The sequence below is a fragment of the Nonomuraea fastidiosa genome (assembly GCF_042751225.1).
In the GTDB taxonomy this organism is placed as follows: domain Bacteria; phylum Actinomycetota; class Actinomycetes; order Streptosporangiales; family Streptosporangiaceae; genus Nonomuraea; species Nonomuraea fastidiosa.
On sequence record NZ_CP170570.1, the window covers coordinates 5,849,788 to 5,863,956 of the forward strand.

At 70.7% G+C, this 14,169-nt stretch carries 13 protein-coding genes; 9 read left to right on the forward strand and 4 right to left on the reverse strand.

Going from position 1 to position 14,169, the window contains the following annotated elements:
- The first annotated feature begins 2 nt into the window (after nt 1-2).
- From ACFMQL_RS27020 to ACFMQL_RS27035, 4 genes are all read left to right on the forward strand, one after another.
- Nucleotides 3-560, forward strand: a complete 558-nt coding sequence (locus ACFMQL_RS27020; protein WP_364055294.1) for a hypothetical protein — start codon at nt 3-5, stop codon at nt 558-560.
- A 95-nt stretch (nt 561-655) separates the two neighbouring features.
- Nucleotides 656-2,386 (forward strand): alpha/beta fold hydrolase, encoded by a 1,731-nt coding sequence (locus tag ACFMQL_RS27025; RefSeq protein ID WP_364055291.1) that lies wholly within the window; start codon nt 656-658, stop codon nt 2,384-2,386.
- Between the two features lie 290 nt (nt 2,387-2,676).
- Nucleotides 2,677-5,376, forward strand: coding sequence for a protein kinase (locus ACFMQL_RS27030; protein ID WP_378787640.1), 2,700 nt, complete (start codon nt 2,677-2,679; stop codon nt 5,374-5,376).
- A gap of 50 nt (nt 5,377-5,426) precedes the next feature.
- Nucleotides 5,427-6,026, forward strand: coding sequence for an SIMPL domain-containing protein (locus ACFMQL_RS27035; protein WP_378787642.1), 600 nt, complete (start codon nt 5,427-5,429; stop codon nt 6,024-6,026).
- A 90-nt stretch (nt 6,027-6,116) separates the two neighbouring features.
- Here the strand turns inward: ACFMQL_RS27035 and nadA are convergent, their stop codons facing one another.
- Entirely contained in the window at nt 6,117-7,274 is a 1,158-nt protein-coding gene (gene nadA / locus ACFMQL_RS27040) for a quinolinate synthase NadA (RefSeq protein ID WP_378787645.1), read from the reverse strand.
- 158 nt (nt 7,275-7,432) lie between these two features.
- Here nadA and erpA point away from each other — a divergent pair, with 158 nt between their 5' ends.
- A complete protein-coding gene (erpA, locus tag ACFMQL_RS27045; RefSeq protein ID WP_364055279.1) occupies nt 7,433-7,786 on the forward strand; it encodes an iron-sulfur cluster insertion protein ErpA in 354 nt (117 codons plus the stop codon).
- 112 nt (nt 7,787-7,898) lie between these two features.
- Nucleotides 7,899-8,885 (forward strand): carbohydrate kinase family protein, encoded by a 987-nt coding sequence (locus ACFMQL_RS27050; protein ID WP_364055276.1) that lies wholly within the window; start codon nt 7,899-7,901, stop codon nt 8,883-8,885.
- A 234-nt stretch (nt 8,886-9,119) separates the two neighbouring features.
- Here ACFMQL_RS27050 and ACFMQL_RS27055 read toward each other — a convergent pair whose 3' ends face one another.
- From ACFMQL_RS27055 to ACFMQL_RS27065, 3 genes are all read right to left on the reverse strand, one after another.
- Nucleotides 9,120-9,554 carry a CBS domain-containing protein gene (locus tag ACFMQL_RS27055; RefSeq protein WP_364055273.1) on the reverse strand — a complete coding sequence of 145 codons (435 nt, stop codon included), beginning with the start codon at nt 9,552-9,554 and terminating at the stop codon, nt 9,120-9,122.
- A 69-nt stretch (nt 9,555-9,623) separates the two neighbouring features.
- Nucleotides 9,624-9,869 carry a sulfurtransferase TusA family protein gene (locus ACFMQL_RS27060; protein ID WP_364055270.1) on the reverse strand — a complete coding sequence of 82 codons (246 nt, stop codon included), beginning with the start codon at nt 9,867-9,869 and terminating at the stop codon, nt 9,624-9,626.
- A complete protein-coding gene (locus ACFMQL_RS27065) occupies nt 9,866-11,008 on the reverse strand; it encodes an aminotransferase class V-fold PLP-dependent enzyme (protein ID WP_364055267.1) in 1,143 nt (380 codons plus the stop codon). Before ACFMQL_RS27065 ends, ACFMQL_RS27060 begins: the two co-directional genes overlap by 4 nt.
- A gap of 383 nt (nt 11,009-11,391) precedes the next feature.
- On the opposite strand from ACFMQL_RS27065, the gene ACFMQL_RS27070 reads away from it, so the two are divergent.
- From ACFMQL_RS27070 to ACFMQL_RS27080, 3 genes are read left to right on the forward strand one after another with little or no spacing between them, the layout of a single operon-like run.
- Nucleotides 11,392-11,982, forward strand: a complete 591-nt coding sequence (locus ACFMQL_RS27070) for a cytochrome c oxidase subunit II (protein WP_364055264.1) — start codon at nt 11,392-11,394, stop codon at nt 11,980-11,982.
- Complete coding sequence (gene ctaD, locus ACFMQL_RS27075; RefSeq protein WP_364055261.1) at nt 11,979-13,646, forward strand: cytochrome c oxidase subunit I; 1,668 nt, start codon at nt 11,979-11,981, stop codon at nt 13,644-13,646. The genes ACFMQL_RS27070 and ctaD overlap by 4 nt, the downstream gene beginning before the upstream one ends.
- On the forward strand, nt 13,646-14,059 hold the full coding sequence (locus tag ACFMQL_RS27080) for a cytochrome c oxidase subunit 4 (protein WP_364055258.1): 414 nt from the start codon (nt 13,646-13,648) through the stop codon (nt 14,057-14,059). Before ctaD ends, ACFMQL_RS27080 begins: the two co-directional genes overlap by 1 nt.
- Nucleotides 14,060-14,169: the final 110 nt, after the last annotated feature.

A 14,169-nucleotide genomic window follows, 5' to 3' on the forward strand; every position in this document is an offset into this window, starting at 1 on the left:
CCATGGGCTGGCTCGACGTGCTGCTCGGCCGGTCGAAGCCGGTCAAGCCGAATCTCGACGCGCTGTTCGCGCTGCCGTCCGCGGCGGTGACGCTGCAGGCGGCGACCGGTCTCACGCCCACCGGGCTGGGCTCCGTCGCCTTCCGCGCCGCCGAGGGCGGCGCCTTCGCCAGTCTCGAACGCGACGTCCAGGCGCTGCTGGGCGATCGCGTCGAGAAGTCATCCGACGGCTACGGCTACACCTGGCTGCTCGTACGCCGCCCGCCGGAGGCGCTCAGCGACCTGGTCACCGAGCTGCACGCGGTCAATTCCTCGCTGGAGGGCGCCGGGTTCGGCCCGTCGCTGCTGTGCTCGCTGGTGTCGTTCGCCCGGCGGGACGGCGGCCGGCTCGCCGTCGTCTACCTGTACAAGCGCGGCACCTTCTACCCGTTCGCGCCGCTGCCGGGGGAGAAGCGCGACAACGCGCTCGAACTGCAGGCCAGGGGTGCGCTGGAGGGCGAGCTGCCGCTGGAGAAGGATCTCGGCCGCTGGTTCCCGGTGTGGGGCGCTCCCGGACTCTGAGGCTTCGGGGCGCTTCGAGACGCCGGCGCCTCGGGGGAGGCTTATCCGCAGGGGCGCTCATCTGCGACTATCGCACCGAGTGATCTAATTGTCACGTGGAGCGAAGGTTGTACGTGTTCGCCGCGTGCGCGTTCATCGTGGCGGCGGTGCTGGGCAGCGCCTGGATCACCGGCCAGTTCACCACGCCCGCGGTCGACAGGACGCACGGCTTCGTCAGCGAACTGGCCGCCCGCGACCAGCCGTGGACCCGGCTGTTCCGGGTCAGCGACGGGCTGGCGGGGCTCGCGTGCGTGCTCGGCGTGCTGCTGGTGCCCCGGGTGGCCCGCGAATGGCCGGGCTGGCTGGCGCTGGCCGCGTTCGGGCTGCTCACCTTCGCCGGCGGGCTGTTCCCGCTCGACTGCGCCGCGCTCAGCGACCCCTCCTGCGGCGCCGCCGGCGTCTCGCTCGCCCACCGGCTGCACGAGACGGCCGGCACGCTCGCCACGCTCGCCGTCCTGGCCGCCATGGCGTTCCTCGCCGCGTGCTGGCGGTCGTGGGTGGCGTGGCTGCTGACCTGGCTCAGCCTGGTCACCACGCTGCTCCTGGTGATAGCGCTGCTGGCGGGGCACGGCGCCGGCCTCGCGCACCGCGCCCAGCTCACGGTGATCGCGTTCTGGCTCGTGTACGTGGCACTGCACCTCTTGGTCACCGACGACGTCTCTCCGGAGCGCGTTGACGGCGATGCCGCCGAGGGCCGGATGGCCGGTGACGCGGCCGCGGACCCGCCTGCTGACGGCGTCGCCGGCCGTGCGGACGGTCCCGGGGCCGCCACCGATGACCCGTACGGCGAGGGCTGCCTGCGGGTCGCGCCCGGCCGCATGGGCGGCGTGGGCGGCGCCCGCGTCCTGCCACCACCGCCCGCTGAGGGCCGTGTGGCGTTTCCACCGCCCGCTGAGGGCGGTATGGCGCCTCCGCCGCCCGCTGACAGCCGCGTACCGCCTCCACCCCGTGCGGGAGGTAGCCGCGTAGTGCCTCCGCCCCCCGCCGGCGGTTGCGTCCTGCCTCCGCCGCCCGCAGGCGCGTCGCAGGGCGCCGGGCCGCATGTCGTCGAGCAGGGTGAGGGGCCCGCCGTGCTCATCACCGCAGGTCCCGGCGGCGCCTGGTTCCATTGGGACGCCGTGGCCGAGCTGTTGGCGGGGAGCCGCCGTGTCATCCGCTTCGATCGCCCGGGGCTCGGACGCAGCCCGCGTCCCGTGACCCCGCCGACCCTGTACGCCGAGGTCGCCCGCCTGGCCGCGCTCGCACCCGCCCACCCTGAGCAGGTGACGCTCGTCGCGCACGGTGTCGCCTGCTGGCATGCGGAGGCGTTCGCCCGGCTGCACCCGCTGTGTCTGGCCGGGCTCGTCCTGGTGGACCCGGCCTGCGTGGCCGGACGCCGCCCGTACGCCGCCGCCAGGAACGCAGGGCGGTGGCTGCCCGCGCTCGGCGGCACGTGGGGCGCGGCCGTGCTGGCCCGCATGACGGGTCCCGTCGCGCACCGGCTGCTCACCGGCCTGCCCGACCCGTCCGGCGTGTACGTCCTGGGCAAGGTGCCCGCCGCCGTCGTGGGGGAGTGGCTCGCCCGGGGTGACATGGCCGCCGATCTGCTCCTGCTGCGCGCCGACAAGCCCTTCCCCGCCGTCCCGGTCACCGTGATCAGTGGTGAGGACGCCGACGAGTGCCAGGCCCGGCTCGCCGCCACGCTCGGCGGGAGGCATGTACGGCTGCCGGGGATCGGCCGCCGCATCCCGCTCCGCGCCCCGCAGGCCATCGCCGGCGCCGTGACGGCCGGGCACGTGGATGCCTGACGTGTGCCCCGGGCAACGCCCGGCGCACGGCCGGATCAAGGCGTGCAGCCCGTTCCGGCGATCCCGTGACGTGCGGCCGGATGAGGGCGTGACGTGCGGGTGGTGATCGCGTGACGTGCGGCCGGATGAGGGCGTGACGTGCGGCCGGATGAGGACGTGATGTGCGGCCCGGCGTACGCGCCATGTGCGGCCCGGTGAACCTGTGACGGGCGGTCCGGTGATCACGTGACGGGAAGCCCGGCGAACCGCCAGAATGGCGGTAAAGTCGCCATTTCGTGGGGGATGTGCCAATGCCGGACCACGCGCCCCTGCGTCCTGGCGACCCCGCGGCGGTGGGCGGCTATCGCCTGACCGGGCGGCTCGGCGAGGGCGGGCAGGGCATCGTGTACCTCGCCACGGGCGCCGACGGGACGCGTGTCGCGGTCAAGCTGCTGCGCGCCGACCTGGTGGGCGACGCCCAGGCGTCGGAGCGGTTCGTCCGCGAGGTGGCGATGGCCAGGCGGGTGGCGCCCTTCTGCACCGCCCAGGTCATCGAGACCGGGCTGAGCGACGGGCGGCCGTACATCGTGAGCGAGTACATCGACGGCCGCACCCTGACCGACGTCGTACGCGAGCAGGGCCCGCGCACCGGCACCGCCCTGCACCGGCTGGCCATCGGCACGGTCACCGCGCTGGTCGCCATCCACCAGGCCGGCATCGTGCACCGGGACTTCAAACCGTCGAACGTGGTGCTGGCCTCCGACGGGCCGCGCGTCATCGACTTCGGCATCGCCAAGGCGCTCGACCTGGCATCGACGCTCACCAGCGCCGTGGTCGGCACGCCGTCGTACATGGCGCCCGAGCAACTCGGCGACGAGGGTCCTGGGCCGAAGTCGGACATGTTCGCCTGGGCGGGCACGATGGTCTTCGCCGCGTCGGGACGGCCGCCGTTCGGGCAGGACAGCGTGGCCGCCGTGGTGAACCGCATCCTGCACGCCGAGGCCGACGTCTCCTGCATCGGCGACCCCGCCCTGCGCGCGCTGGTCTCCGACTGCCTGGCCAAGGACCCGGACAGCAGACCGGCGGCCGACGAGGCCCTCATGCGCCTGCTCGGCCACGTCCCTGCCGCGCCACGGCACCCCCTGCCGCCCCAGACCGCGGGCCAGCCCGCCCCGCAAGCCTCACCGCCCCAGAACCCGCCGCCTCATGGCTCGTTGTCTCAGAGCTCCTCGCCCCAGAGCCCGTCCTCTCGGGACGCGTCGCTCGAAAGCTCGTCGCCTCAGGGCTCGTCGTCTCGGGGCCTGGCGCTTCAGGGGCTGCCGTCTCAGGCAGGGCCGCAGCAGGGCCTGCTCTTAGAGGGCAGCGCCGCCTCGCGGAACACGCCCTTAGAGCCCAGCGGGCAGGCCGCGCCACCCGCGCCATCCCGGCCGGGTGCCCAGACGGCACCGCCCAGCCCGGGGGGCCCGGCCACACCGCCCGAGCATGGTGGCCAGGCCGCATCGCCCGCCCCGGCCGCGCCGCCCAGGCGGGACGGCCCGGCAGCGCCGCCCAGGCGGGACGGCCCGGCAGCGCCGCCCGGTGAGACGGCACTTCCCCCCATGGCCACGCCGCCAACGTCAGGTGGCCGGGTCGCGCCGCCGGCCCAGGCCGCCGCACAGCCCGGTCCGGGTGCCCGGACGCCGCCCGGACCGAGCGGCCCGGCCGCATCGTCCAAGCCAGGCGGCCAGGTCACGCCGCCCAGTCACGTCACACCGCCCAGTCACGTCACACCGCCAGGTGCGGTCGCGCCGCATGGTCAGACGGCATCACCCGCTCAGACCCCGTCGCCCACGTCAGGTGGCCAGGCCCCATTGCGCGGGCCTGCCGAGCCGGTGCCGTCGCCTGGGGCGGGCGGTGCGGCCACGCCGGCCGGGCCGCGCGGTCAGGTCGCGCCGGCCGCCCCAGGTGACGGGCCTGAGAGGGCGGCTCGGCGGCGAAGGGCCAGGTTGGTGGTGGCCGGAGCCACGGCCGGGGTGCTGGGGCTGGCCGCTGCGGTCACGCTGGTCGCCGTACGGCTGAGCACGCCTGCGTCGCCCACCGTCAGCCCGACCCCGTCGGCGGCGGCCATCACGACGGCGGGGACCACCGCCACGCCCGAGCTCCGTACGTTCACGCTGCCGGGCACCTCCGTGGAGGTCCGGGAGAGCGACGCCGACCCCGTCAAGCTGGTCTCCTACACGCTGGACGGCGGCAAGCGCCTCTACGTGCGCAAGCACGACGCGAACGAGTTCGCCCCAGAGGAGCGCTACTTCGAGTACGCCCTCGACCCCAGGACGAACCTCGCCCTGGCCACCGACGTGGACTACAGCACGGACCTGTTCTCCACCGTCTCGATCGTCGATCACCGCACCGGCACCAAGCGCGTGGTCAAGCTCAGCCCGAAGCCGGTCTTCCCGACCACGCCCCGCTGGTCGCCGGACGGTGAGCGGGGCCTGGTCACCCTCTACAAGGGCGAGGGCGACGCCGTGCAGACGTACGGCTTCGGCGTCATCGACGTCGCCGCGGGCCGGGGCGAGGTGTTCGAGGTGCGGGAGAAGGGCGCGGGGGAGTGGCGCTTCTTCTGGGACGCGGGCGGCCGCGCGGTGGGCACGTGGGCGGGCGGCGCGATGACGTTCTACGGCCTGGACGGCAAGGTGCTGCGCACGCTCAAGGACGTCGGCTCGCCGGTGTGGGTGGAGGGCGACGACGTCTCGCCGTCCGGCGGCCGGTTCCTGGCGCACTGTACGCCTGCGGGCACCGCGCTGTGCGTGCGCCCGACGGCGGGCGGTGACCCGGTCACCGTGCCGATCGCCGCCGAACGGCTCATCGGCTGGTGGGACGACGACCACCTGGCGGTGTGGCGGCGGGCGGGTAACGGCTACGAGGCGGTCGTGGTGGACCTCAAGGGTCAGGTCGGCAGGGTGCTGGCGAAGGCTCCCGACAAGGCGCAGTTCGAAGCGATGGGTTTCCGCTTCGCCAGGCCCACCGCGTAGCGCGTACCCGATCTAGGATCGGGGCCTGGACCCACCTGAGGGGGTTGCCCGTGGACATCACCGTGATCGGCGAGGGCTCGGTCCTGGCCGCGCCCGACATCCTGCGGCTGCACGCGGGCGTGGAGGTCCGCAGGGCCTCCGCCGCCGAAGCGTTCTCCGCCGCCCGCGCCGCCGCGACGCGGCTCGCCGAGGCGCTGGAACGGGCGGGAGTGACCGCCCGCGACGTGACGACGGTCGAGCTGTCCCTGGGCCCCGAGTACGAGGCGTACCCCAAGGTGTCGGCCTACCGGGCGGCGCAGGGCGTGGAGGCCGTCGTCCGCGACGTGAGCAGGGCCGACCACGTCATCGACACGGTGGCGGGCGTGGGCGAGGAGGTCAGGCTCAACGGCGTGGCGTTCGAGCTGTCCGACCCCGCGAGGGCGCTGGCCGAGGCCAGGGAGCGGGCGTTCAGGGACGCCGCCGCCAAGGCCGTCCAGTACGCCGCGCTGGCGGGCCGGCCGCTCGGCCGCGTGGTGTCGGTGAGCGAGCTGCGCCAGGCCCCGCCGCAGCCGATGCGGGCGGCGGCGCTGGCGGCCGAGGCCGGGGCCTCGATCAGCCCCGGCACGCGGCAGGTCACGGTCTACGTGGAGGTCGGATACGTCTTCGCCTGACCCTTGCGCGGGTACGGCTTCGCGTGACCCTTGCGCGGGCACGGCTTCGCGTGACCCTCACCGGGTCACTTCGCGCGACCCGGCACCGGGTTACGGCAGCGCCAGCATGCGGTCGAGCGCGACCTTGGCCCAGTGGGCGGTGTCGTCGTCCACTGTGATCTGGTTGACGACCTCGCCGAGCACCAGCGACTCCAGCGCCCACACCAGGTGCGGCAGGTCGATGCGGTTCATCGTGGAGCAGTAGCAGACCGTCCTGTCGAGGAACGAGATGTTCTTGTCGGGGAAGGTCTGGGCGAGCCGCTTGACCAGGTTCAGCTCGGTGCCGACGGCCCAGCTCGAACCGGCGGGCGCGGCTTGCAGCGTCTTGATGATGTACTCGGTCGAGCCGATGTAGTCGGCCTTGGTCACGACCTCGTGGCGGCACTCGGGGTGCACGAGCACGTTGACGCCGGGGATGCGGGCGCGCACGTCGTCCACGGACTCGGCGGTGAAGCGGCCGTGCACCGAGCAGTGGCCGCGCCACAGGATCATCTTCGCCCGCTCCAGCTCCTCGCGGGTCAGGCCGCCGTTCGGGCGGTGCGGGTTCCACACCACGCAGTCGTCGAGCGACATGCCCATCTCCAGCACGGCCGTGTTGCGGCCCAGGTGCTGGTCGGGCAGGAACAGCACCTTCTCGCCCTGCTCGAACGCCCAGTCCAGGGCGCGGCGGGCGTTGGACGAGGTGCACACCGCGCCGCCGTTGCGCCCGCAGAACGCCTTGATGTCGGCGCTGGAGTTCATGTACGTGACCGGTACCACCACGTCGGCGAGCTCCGCGTCCTCCAGCTCCTCCCAGCACTCCTCGACCTGGTCGTAGGTCGCCATGTCGGCCATGGAGCAGCCCGCCGCCATGTCGGGCAGGATCACCTTCTGGCCGTCGCCGGTCAGGATGTCGGCGGACTCGGCCATGAAGTGCACGCCACAGAAGACGATGTACTCCGCCTCGGGGCGCGCCGCCGCCTGCTGGGCGAGCTTGAACGAGTCGCCCGTCACATCGGCGAACTGGATGACCTCGTCGCGCTGGTAGTGGTGGCCGAGCACGAACAGGCGGTCGCCGAGCGCCTCCTTGGCCTTCCGGGCGCGTTCCACCAGCGCGGGGTCGGAGGCGGGAGGCAGCTCGCCGGGGCAGTCGACCCCCTTCTCACTGTGCGGATCGGCTCCCCTGCCGAGGACGAAAAGCGGCAGTCCGGTCTGGGTGGCCATCGCCATACCCCCTTATCGTCGGTTTGACGATACTCATGATGACATACCGCCGAAACGGTTTATTCCGGGATGTCCGGTACTCGGGAATGTGTGGACACTCGCAGGTGTTGGTAGCGTCATCTGTAGGACGTCGAAAACAGACAGCCGGGTTAGGGAGTCAGCAGATGACGGTTGAGAGCAGCGAGACCACGGCACAGGGCCTGATCCTGACTGACGCGGCCGCCGCCAAGGTCAAGAGCCTGCTGGAGCAGCAGGGTGAAGAGGGTCTGCAGCTGCGGGTCGCCGTGCAGCCGGGCGGGTGCTCCGGCCTGCGCTACCAGCTCTTCTTCGACGACCGTTCGATGGACGGTGACGTCGTGTCCGAGTTCGGTGGTGTGAACGTGGTCACCGACCGGATGAGCGCTCCCTACCTCATGGGCGCGACCATCGACTTCGTCGACACCATCGAGAAGCAGGGCTTCACGATCGACAACCCCAACGCCACGGGCTCGTGCGCCTGTGGTGACTCGTTCAACTAAGAGCGGGTCGTCCGCAACCACCGCAAGGTCCCGTCCGCCTTTGAGCGGGCGGGACCTTCGCGTATTCTCGTGGGGCTCATTTGGCCTGCTGACAACGAGGAAGAAGAATCCCGTGCGCATCGCCGTAACCGGCTCCATCGCGACAGACCACCTGATGACGTTCCCCGGCAGCTTCGGCGACCAGCTGATCGCCGAGCAGCTCGACCGAGTGTCGCTCTCCTTCCTGGTCGACGATCTGCAGATCCGTCGCGGGGGATGCGCGGCGAACATCGCCTTCGGAATGGCCTGTCTCGGCCTGCGGCCGATCCTCGTGGGCGCCGTCGGCAACGACTTCGCCGACTACCGCTCCTGGCTGGAGCGCCACGGCGTCGACTGCGACTCCGTGCACGTCTCCGAGACCCAGCACACCGCGCGCTTCCTGTGCACCACCGACGAGCACCACAACCAGATCGCCTCCTTCTACACCGGGGCCATGGCCGAGGCGCGGCTCATCGAGCTCAAGCCGGTCGCCGACCGTGTGGGCGGGCTCGACCTGGTCCTGATCAGCCCCAACGACCCCGACGCGATGCTGCGCCACACCGACGAGTGCCGCCAGCGCGGCATCCCGTTCGCCGCCGACATCTCCCAGCAGCTCGCGCGCATGGAGGACGAGCAGATCCGCCAGCTCGTCGACGGCGCCGCCTACCTGTTCTCCAACGACTACGAAAAGGGCCTCATCGAGCAGAAGACCGGCTGGTCCGACGCGGAGATCCTCGACCGCGTCGGCGTCCGGATCACCACGCTCGGCCCCAAGGGCGCGGTCATCGACCGCAAGGGCGAGCCGTCCATCCAGGTCGCCCCCGCCCCCGAGCGCGGCAAGGCCGACCCGACCGGCGTGGGCGACGCCTTCAGGGCGGGCTTCCTCGCCGGCCTGGCCTGGGGCCTGTCGCTGGAGCGGTGCGGGCAGATCGGCAACCTCACCGCCACGCACGTGCTCGAGCGCGTGGGCGGTCAGGAGTACGAACTGGGGCAGAAGGAGTTCCTGGAGCGCTTCGGAGCCGCGTACGGCGCCGACGCGGCCGCGGAGATCGCCCAGCACGTCCGCTGCTACCACCCCTGACCGATCCAGGGCCTTTTCCGCACGCGAAAGGCCCCTTTCACGCGCCAGGCCGGGCCGCTCACCGGCGGTCCGGCCCTTTCTGACATGCGCCCGGTACGGCCCCGCCCAGGCGCTCAGCGTGGTGCGACGGGCGCTCGGCCGGGCGTCCCGCGTGGCGCGCGGGCGCGCAAAGCGGCGTGCTCTGAGCGGCGCGCGGCTGCGCAAAGCGGCGTGCTCTGCGCGGCGTGCGGGCGCTCAGTGCCGCGCGTAGACGCGGTGCACGAACTCGGCGAGCTGGTCGTCGCTCAGGTGCGCGGCCAGGTCCGCCTCGCTGATCATGCCGACCAGCCGGCCGCCGTCCATCACCGGCAGCCGCTTGATCTGGTGCTCCTCCATGCGTGAGAGCGCCTCCTCCACCGTGGCGTCCGGCGCTACCCAGACCAGTCCGGTGGCCAGCTCGCCCGCCGTCGTCTTGGCCGGGTCGTGCCCCGCGGCGATGCACTTGATCACGATGTCGCGGTCGGTGATGATGCCCGTCACCCGGTCGTCGGGCCCGCACACGGGCAGTGCCCCCACTTCGTGCTCGCGCATGAGCTGCGCGGCCCTGTCGAGGGTTTCGTGCGTGCTGATGCACTCGGCGCCCGTGCTCATGACGTCGCGTGCGCAGTTGTGCGACTGTGAGCTGATCATGGCTTTCCCCTGGTGTCGGCGACTTCCTTCGGAAGTCCCCTACCCCCCATACAGGGACAAATCGGACCCCTAGTAATTGCGGCGGACGTGGATGGCCCAGCCGCCCTCGGGCAGCTCGTACGAGCCGACATGGCGATGCGACTTCAGCCTGCACCACGCCGGCACGTCGTTGTACGCCGCGGGATCGTCGGCCAGCACGGCCACCACCGCGTTCAGCGGGACGTGGTTGATCTGCTCGGCGAGCATGATGATCGGGATCGGGCACTTCTTCCCGAGCGCGTCGATCGTCAACGCCGGCTGGGTAACCTCGGTCATGCGACTCCTGCGTCCTGGCGGATGCGGTGCACCAGCTCGGGCAGCACGGCGAGGAACGCGTCGACCTCGGCCGCTGACGTGCCCCTGGGCAGCGACACCCGGACATTGCCATGCGTCAGCACGCCCATCGCTTCAAGAACGTGCGATGGACGAAGCGTACTAGCGGTGCACGAACTTCCGGAGGATACCGCGAAGCCCGCCTTGTCCAGTTCGGTGAGCAGCGCCTCGCCGTCGACGTACAGGCACGAGAAGGTCACGATGTGCGGCGCCCGCTCGACCGGGTCGCCGATGACCTCCACGTCCGGCACGAGCTGCGGGACCCGCTCCCTGATCCGGTCGACCAGCGCCGACAGCCGGGCCTGCTCCGCCTCCGCCTCGGCGGCCATCGCACGCAGCGCGGCCGCCGCCGCGACCACGGCGGGCACGTTCTCGAAGCCCGGCACTCGCCGGCGCTCGCGCTCGTCCAGCGGCAGGGGAGAGCGGAAGCGCGTGCCCTTGCGCACGGCGAGCACGCCGACCCCGGCAGGGCCGCCCCACTTGTGCGCGCTGGCCGTCAGCACCGACCAGCCCGGCGGGATCGGCAGCCGCCCGGCCGTCTGCGCCGCGTCCACCAGCAGCGGCACGCCGTGCTCCCGGCAGGCGGCGGCCACCTCGGCGACCGGCTGGAGCGTGCCGACCTCGTGGTTGGCCGTCTGCAGGCACGCGAGCGCCGTGCCCGGCCGCGCGACCGCCTCGGCGAAGGCGGCGGCGTCGGCTTTGCCGGTGATGTCCACGCCGACCGTCTCGACCGTCCCGCCGTCGCGTTCGTGCACTTCACCGGCGTGCAGGACGCTCGAATGCTCCACGGCACTGGTGACCAGGTGGCGCCCGGCCCTGCGCCTGCCGTGTAGGGTTCCGAGCACACCGAGATGCACGGCCTGTGTGCCGGACGAGGTGAACGACACCTCGTCGGGTCGCGCGCCGAGCACCTCGGCCACCTCCGTGCGGGCCTGCTCCAGCAGCAGGTGCGCACGGCGGGCAGCGCCGTATAGTCTCGCGGGGTCGGCCCAGCCGGCGTCCAGCGCCGCCAGCAGCGCCTCACGCGCCTGGGGGTGCAGCGGTTCGGTTGATGCCGCATCGAAGTACGCCACGAGACTCATCGTCCCACTTCCGGCGCCATGGAGGGGTCGCGCGGTGGGGCGAGGCACCTGCACGCTAATGTGTCTGCAATCAAGCTGTGCATCAGGAAATACGAGCGCCCAGGGGAAAGACTCTTGGGCTTCATCTGTGGGGTAGGCGATCCGTGAGTCCGACTCGCCGTACGACGCGGCGTTCGTTGGCCCGGCGCAGGGTGCCACGCGCCGCCGCTTTGGCGTTGCTGCTGGCCACTGCTACGGCGTGTGCTAATGACGTCCCCGAGGCCAAATGGTCTCGCGGCCTTCTTCCCGATCACGTCACCGAGCAGGGCGGGGTCGTCCAGAGCCTGTGGAACGGGGCTTGGATCGCCGCTCTCGCCACGGGCGCCGTCGTCATCGTTCTAATCTTGTGGGCGTCGATCTTCCACCGCAAGCGCAGGGCCAAGGCCGACCTTCCGCCGCAGGTGCGTTACAACCTGCCCATCGAGATCCTCTACACGGTCATTCCGCTGGTGATGGTCTCGGTGTTCTTCTTCTTCACCGCGCGCGACAGCGAGACGCTCACCAAGGTGAGCGGCGACGCGCCGGTCAAGGTCAAGGTCGAGGCGTTCCAGTGGAGCTGGCGCTTCACCACGACCTACAAGGGCAAGACGATCGAACCGGTCGCGGGCGTGCCGGTCAGCGACTACAACCAGGGCCCTCAGCTGGTCCTGCCGAAGAAGACGAAGGTCGAGTTCGACCTGTCGACCGACGATGTCATCCACTCGTTCTGGGTGCCGGAGTTCCTCTTCAAGCGTGACGTCATCCCCGGCATCCCCGAGGACAACCCCGGCCGTAAGTTCGAGATCACCACGCTCGACAAGACCGGCACCTTCGCCGGCCGCTGCGCCGAGCTCTGCGGTGTCGACCACAGCCGGATGCTCTTCTCGGTCAAGCTCGTGGACCAGACCGAGTTCGAACAGTACATCGCGACCCACCAGGCTGGGAGTGCCCAGTGACCGCCATCCAAGAACCACTGACGACGACGCCGCGGGTCCGGCCCAGCACCAAGGGCCAGATCATCGCGAAGTGGATGAGCTCGACCGATCACAAGATCATCGGGCACATGTACTTGATCACGTCGTTCGCCTTCTTCCTCATCGGCGGCGTGATGGCGCTGGTCATGCGGGCCGAGCTGGCGCAGCCGGGGCTGCAGTTCACCACCAACGAGCAGTTCAACCAGCTGTTCACCATGCACGGCACGATCATGCTGCTGATGTTCGCGACGCCGCTGTTCGCCGGCTTCGCGAACGAGCTGATGCCGCTGCAGATCGGCGCCCCCGACGTGGCGTTCCCGCGCCTGAACATGGTCAGCTACTGGCTCTACCTGTTCGGCAGCATCATCGCCGTCTCCGGCTTCTTCACCCCGGGCGGTGCCGCCTCGTTCGGCTGGTTCGCCTACACGCCGCTGTCCAACGCGATCAACTCGCCGGGCATCGGCGGTGACCTGTGGATCATGGGTCTGGCGCTGTCGGGTCTCGGCACCATCCTCGGTGCGGTGAACTTCATCACCACGATCATCTGCATGCGCGCGCCCGGCATGACGATGTTCCGGATGCCGATCTTCACCTGGAACGTCCTGCTGACCAGCATGCTCGTGCTGATGGCCTTCCCGGTGCTGGCCGCCGCGCTGCTGGCGCTCGAGGCCGACCGCAAGCTCGGCACCCACATCTTCGACTCCGAGTTCGGCGGCGCGCTGCTGTGGCAGCACCTGTTCTGGTTCTTCGGCCACCCCGAGGTGTACATCATCGCGCTGCCGTTCTTCGGCATCGTGACGGAGATCCTGCCGGTCTTCAGCCGCAAGCCGATCTTCGGTTACATCAGCCTCATCGGCGCGACGATCTCGATCGCCGGTCTGTCCATCACGGTCTGGGCGCACCACATGTTCCCGACCGGGCAGGTGCTGCTGCCGTTCTTCTCGTTCATGACGTTCCTCATCGCGGTGCCGACCGGCGTGAAGTTCTTCAACTGGATCGGCACGATGTGGCGCGGGCACCTGACGTTCGAGTCGCCGATGCTGTTCTCGATCGGCTTCCTCGTCACGTTCCTGCTCGGCGGTCTGACCGGTGTCATCCTGGCCTCGCCGCCGCTCGACTTCCACATCAGCGACACCTACTTCGTCGTGGCCCACTTCCACTACGTGGTCTTCGGCACCGTCGTGTTCGCGATGTTCGCCGGGTTCTACTTCTGGTGGCCGAAGTTCACCGGCAAGATGCTCAACGACAAGCTCGGCAAGCTGCACTTCTGGCTGCTGTTCATCGGCTTCCACACGACGTTCCTCGTCCAGCACTGGCTCGGCATGCTCGGCTTCCCGCGCCGCTACGCCGACTACAGCGCGGCCGACGGCTTCACCGACCTCAACCTGCTGTCGTCGGTGGGCGCGTTCATCCTCGGCGCCTCCACGCTGCCGTTCTTCTACAACGTCTGGAAGACCTGGCGCAGCGCGCCCAAGGTCACCGTCGACGACCCGTGGGGTTACGGCGGTTCGCTCGAGTGGGCGACCTCCTGCCCGCCGCCGCGGCACAACTTCACCTCGCTGCCGCGCATCCGGTCCGAGCGCCCCGCGTTCGACCTGCACTACCCGCGCACCTCGAGCAAGTCCACCGAGGAGGTTGAGGCCTGATGAAGGTCCAAGGTTGGCTGTTCCTGCTGTGCGGGGTCTTCTTCGCCGGCGTCGACATCGCGTACTGGTTCTGGACCAAGGCCGCCACCGGTCAGGGTGAGCCGGTCGGCACCACCGCGATGGCCATCTCGGTCGGGTTCGCCTTCATGGTGGGCTACTACCTGATGTTCACCGCGAAGCGCATCGGCGCCCAGCCGGAGGACAACAAGCAGGCCGAGATCAGCGAGGGTGCGGGCGAGCTCGGGTTCTTCAGCCCGAGCAGCTGGTGGCCGCTGTTCCTGTGCCTGGCGGCGGCGTTCGCCTTCGCCGGGTTCGTGATCGGCTTCTGGATGTTCCTGATCGGGGTCTTCCTCGTGATCATGGCCATGATCGGGTTCGTGTTCCAGTACTACCGGGGCCACTTCTCGCACTGAGCCACTGAGCCGCACACCTGAAGCGGGCGGCCTCCCTTGGGGGAGGACGCCCGCTTTTTGGTGTTCTTTAACGGTGTACGGATGTGGTGATTCGATCACTCAGGGTAATA

Excerpts from the sequence above, each read along its gene's own strand:
- ACFMQL_RS27020 (WP_364055294.1), top strand. The coding sequence starts at position 3 with ATGGGCTGGCTCGACGTGCTGCTCGGCCGGTCGAAGCCGGTCAAGCCG.
- ACFMQL_RS27030 (WP_378787640.1), top strand. The coding sequence starts at position 2,677 with ATGCCGGACCACGCGCCCCTGCGTCCTGGCGACCCCGCGGCGGTGGGC.
- nadA (WP_378787645.1), bottom strand. The coding sequence starts at position 7,274 with ATGGCGATGGCCACCCAGACCGGACTGCCGCTTTTCGTCCTCGGCAGG.
- erpA (WP_364055279.1), top strand. The coding sequence starts at position 7,433 with ATGACGGTTGAGAGCAGCGAGACCACGGCACAGGGCCTGATCCTGACT.
- ACFMQL_RS27055 (WP_364055273.1), bottom strand. The coding sequence starts at position 9,554 with ATGATCAGCTCACAGTCGCACAACTGCGCACGCGACGTCATGAGCACG.
- ACFMQL_RS27060 (WP_364055270.1), bottom strand. The coding sequence starts at position 9,869 with ATGACCGAGGTTACCCAGCCGGCGTTGACGATCGACGCGCTCGGGAAG.
- ACFMQL_RS27065 (WP_364055267.1), bottom strand. The coding sequence starts at position 11,008 with ATGAGTCTCGTGGCGTACTTCGATGCGGCATCAACCGAACCGCTGCAC.
- ACFMQL_RS27080 (WP_364055258.1), top strand. The coding sequence starts at position 13,646 with ATGAAGGTCCAAGGTTGGCTGTTCCTGCTGTGCGGGGTCTTCTTCGCC.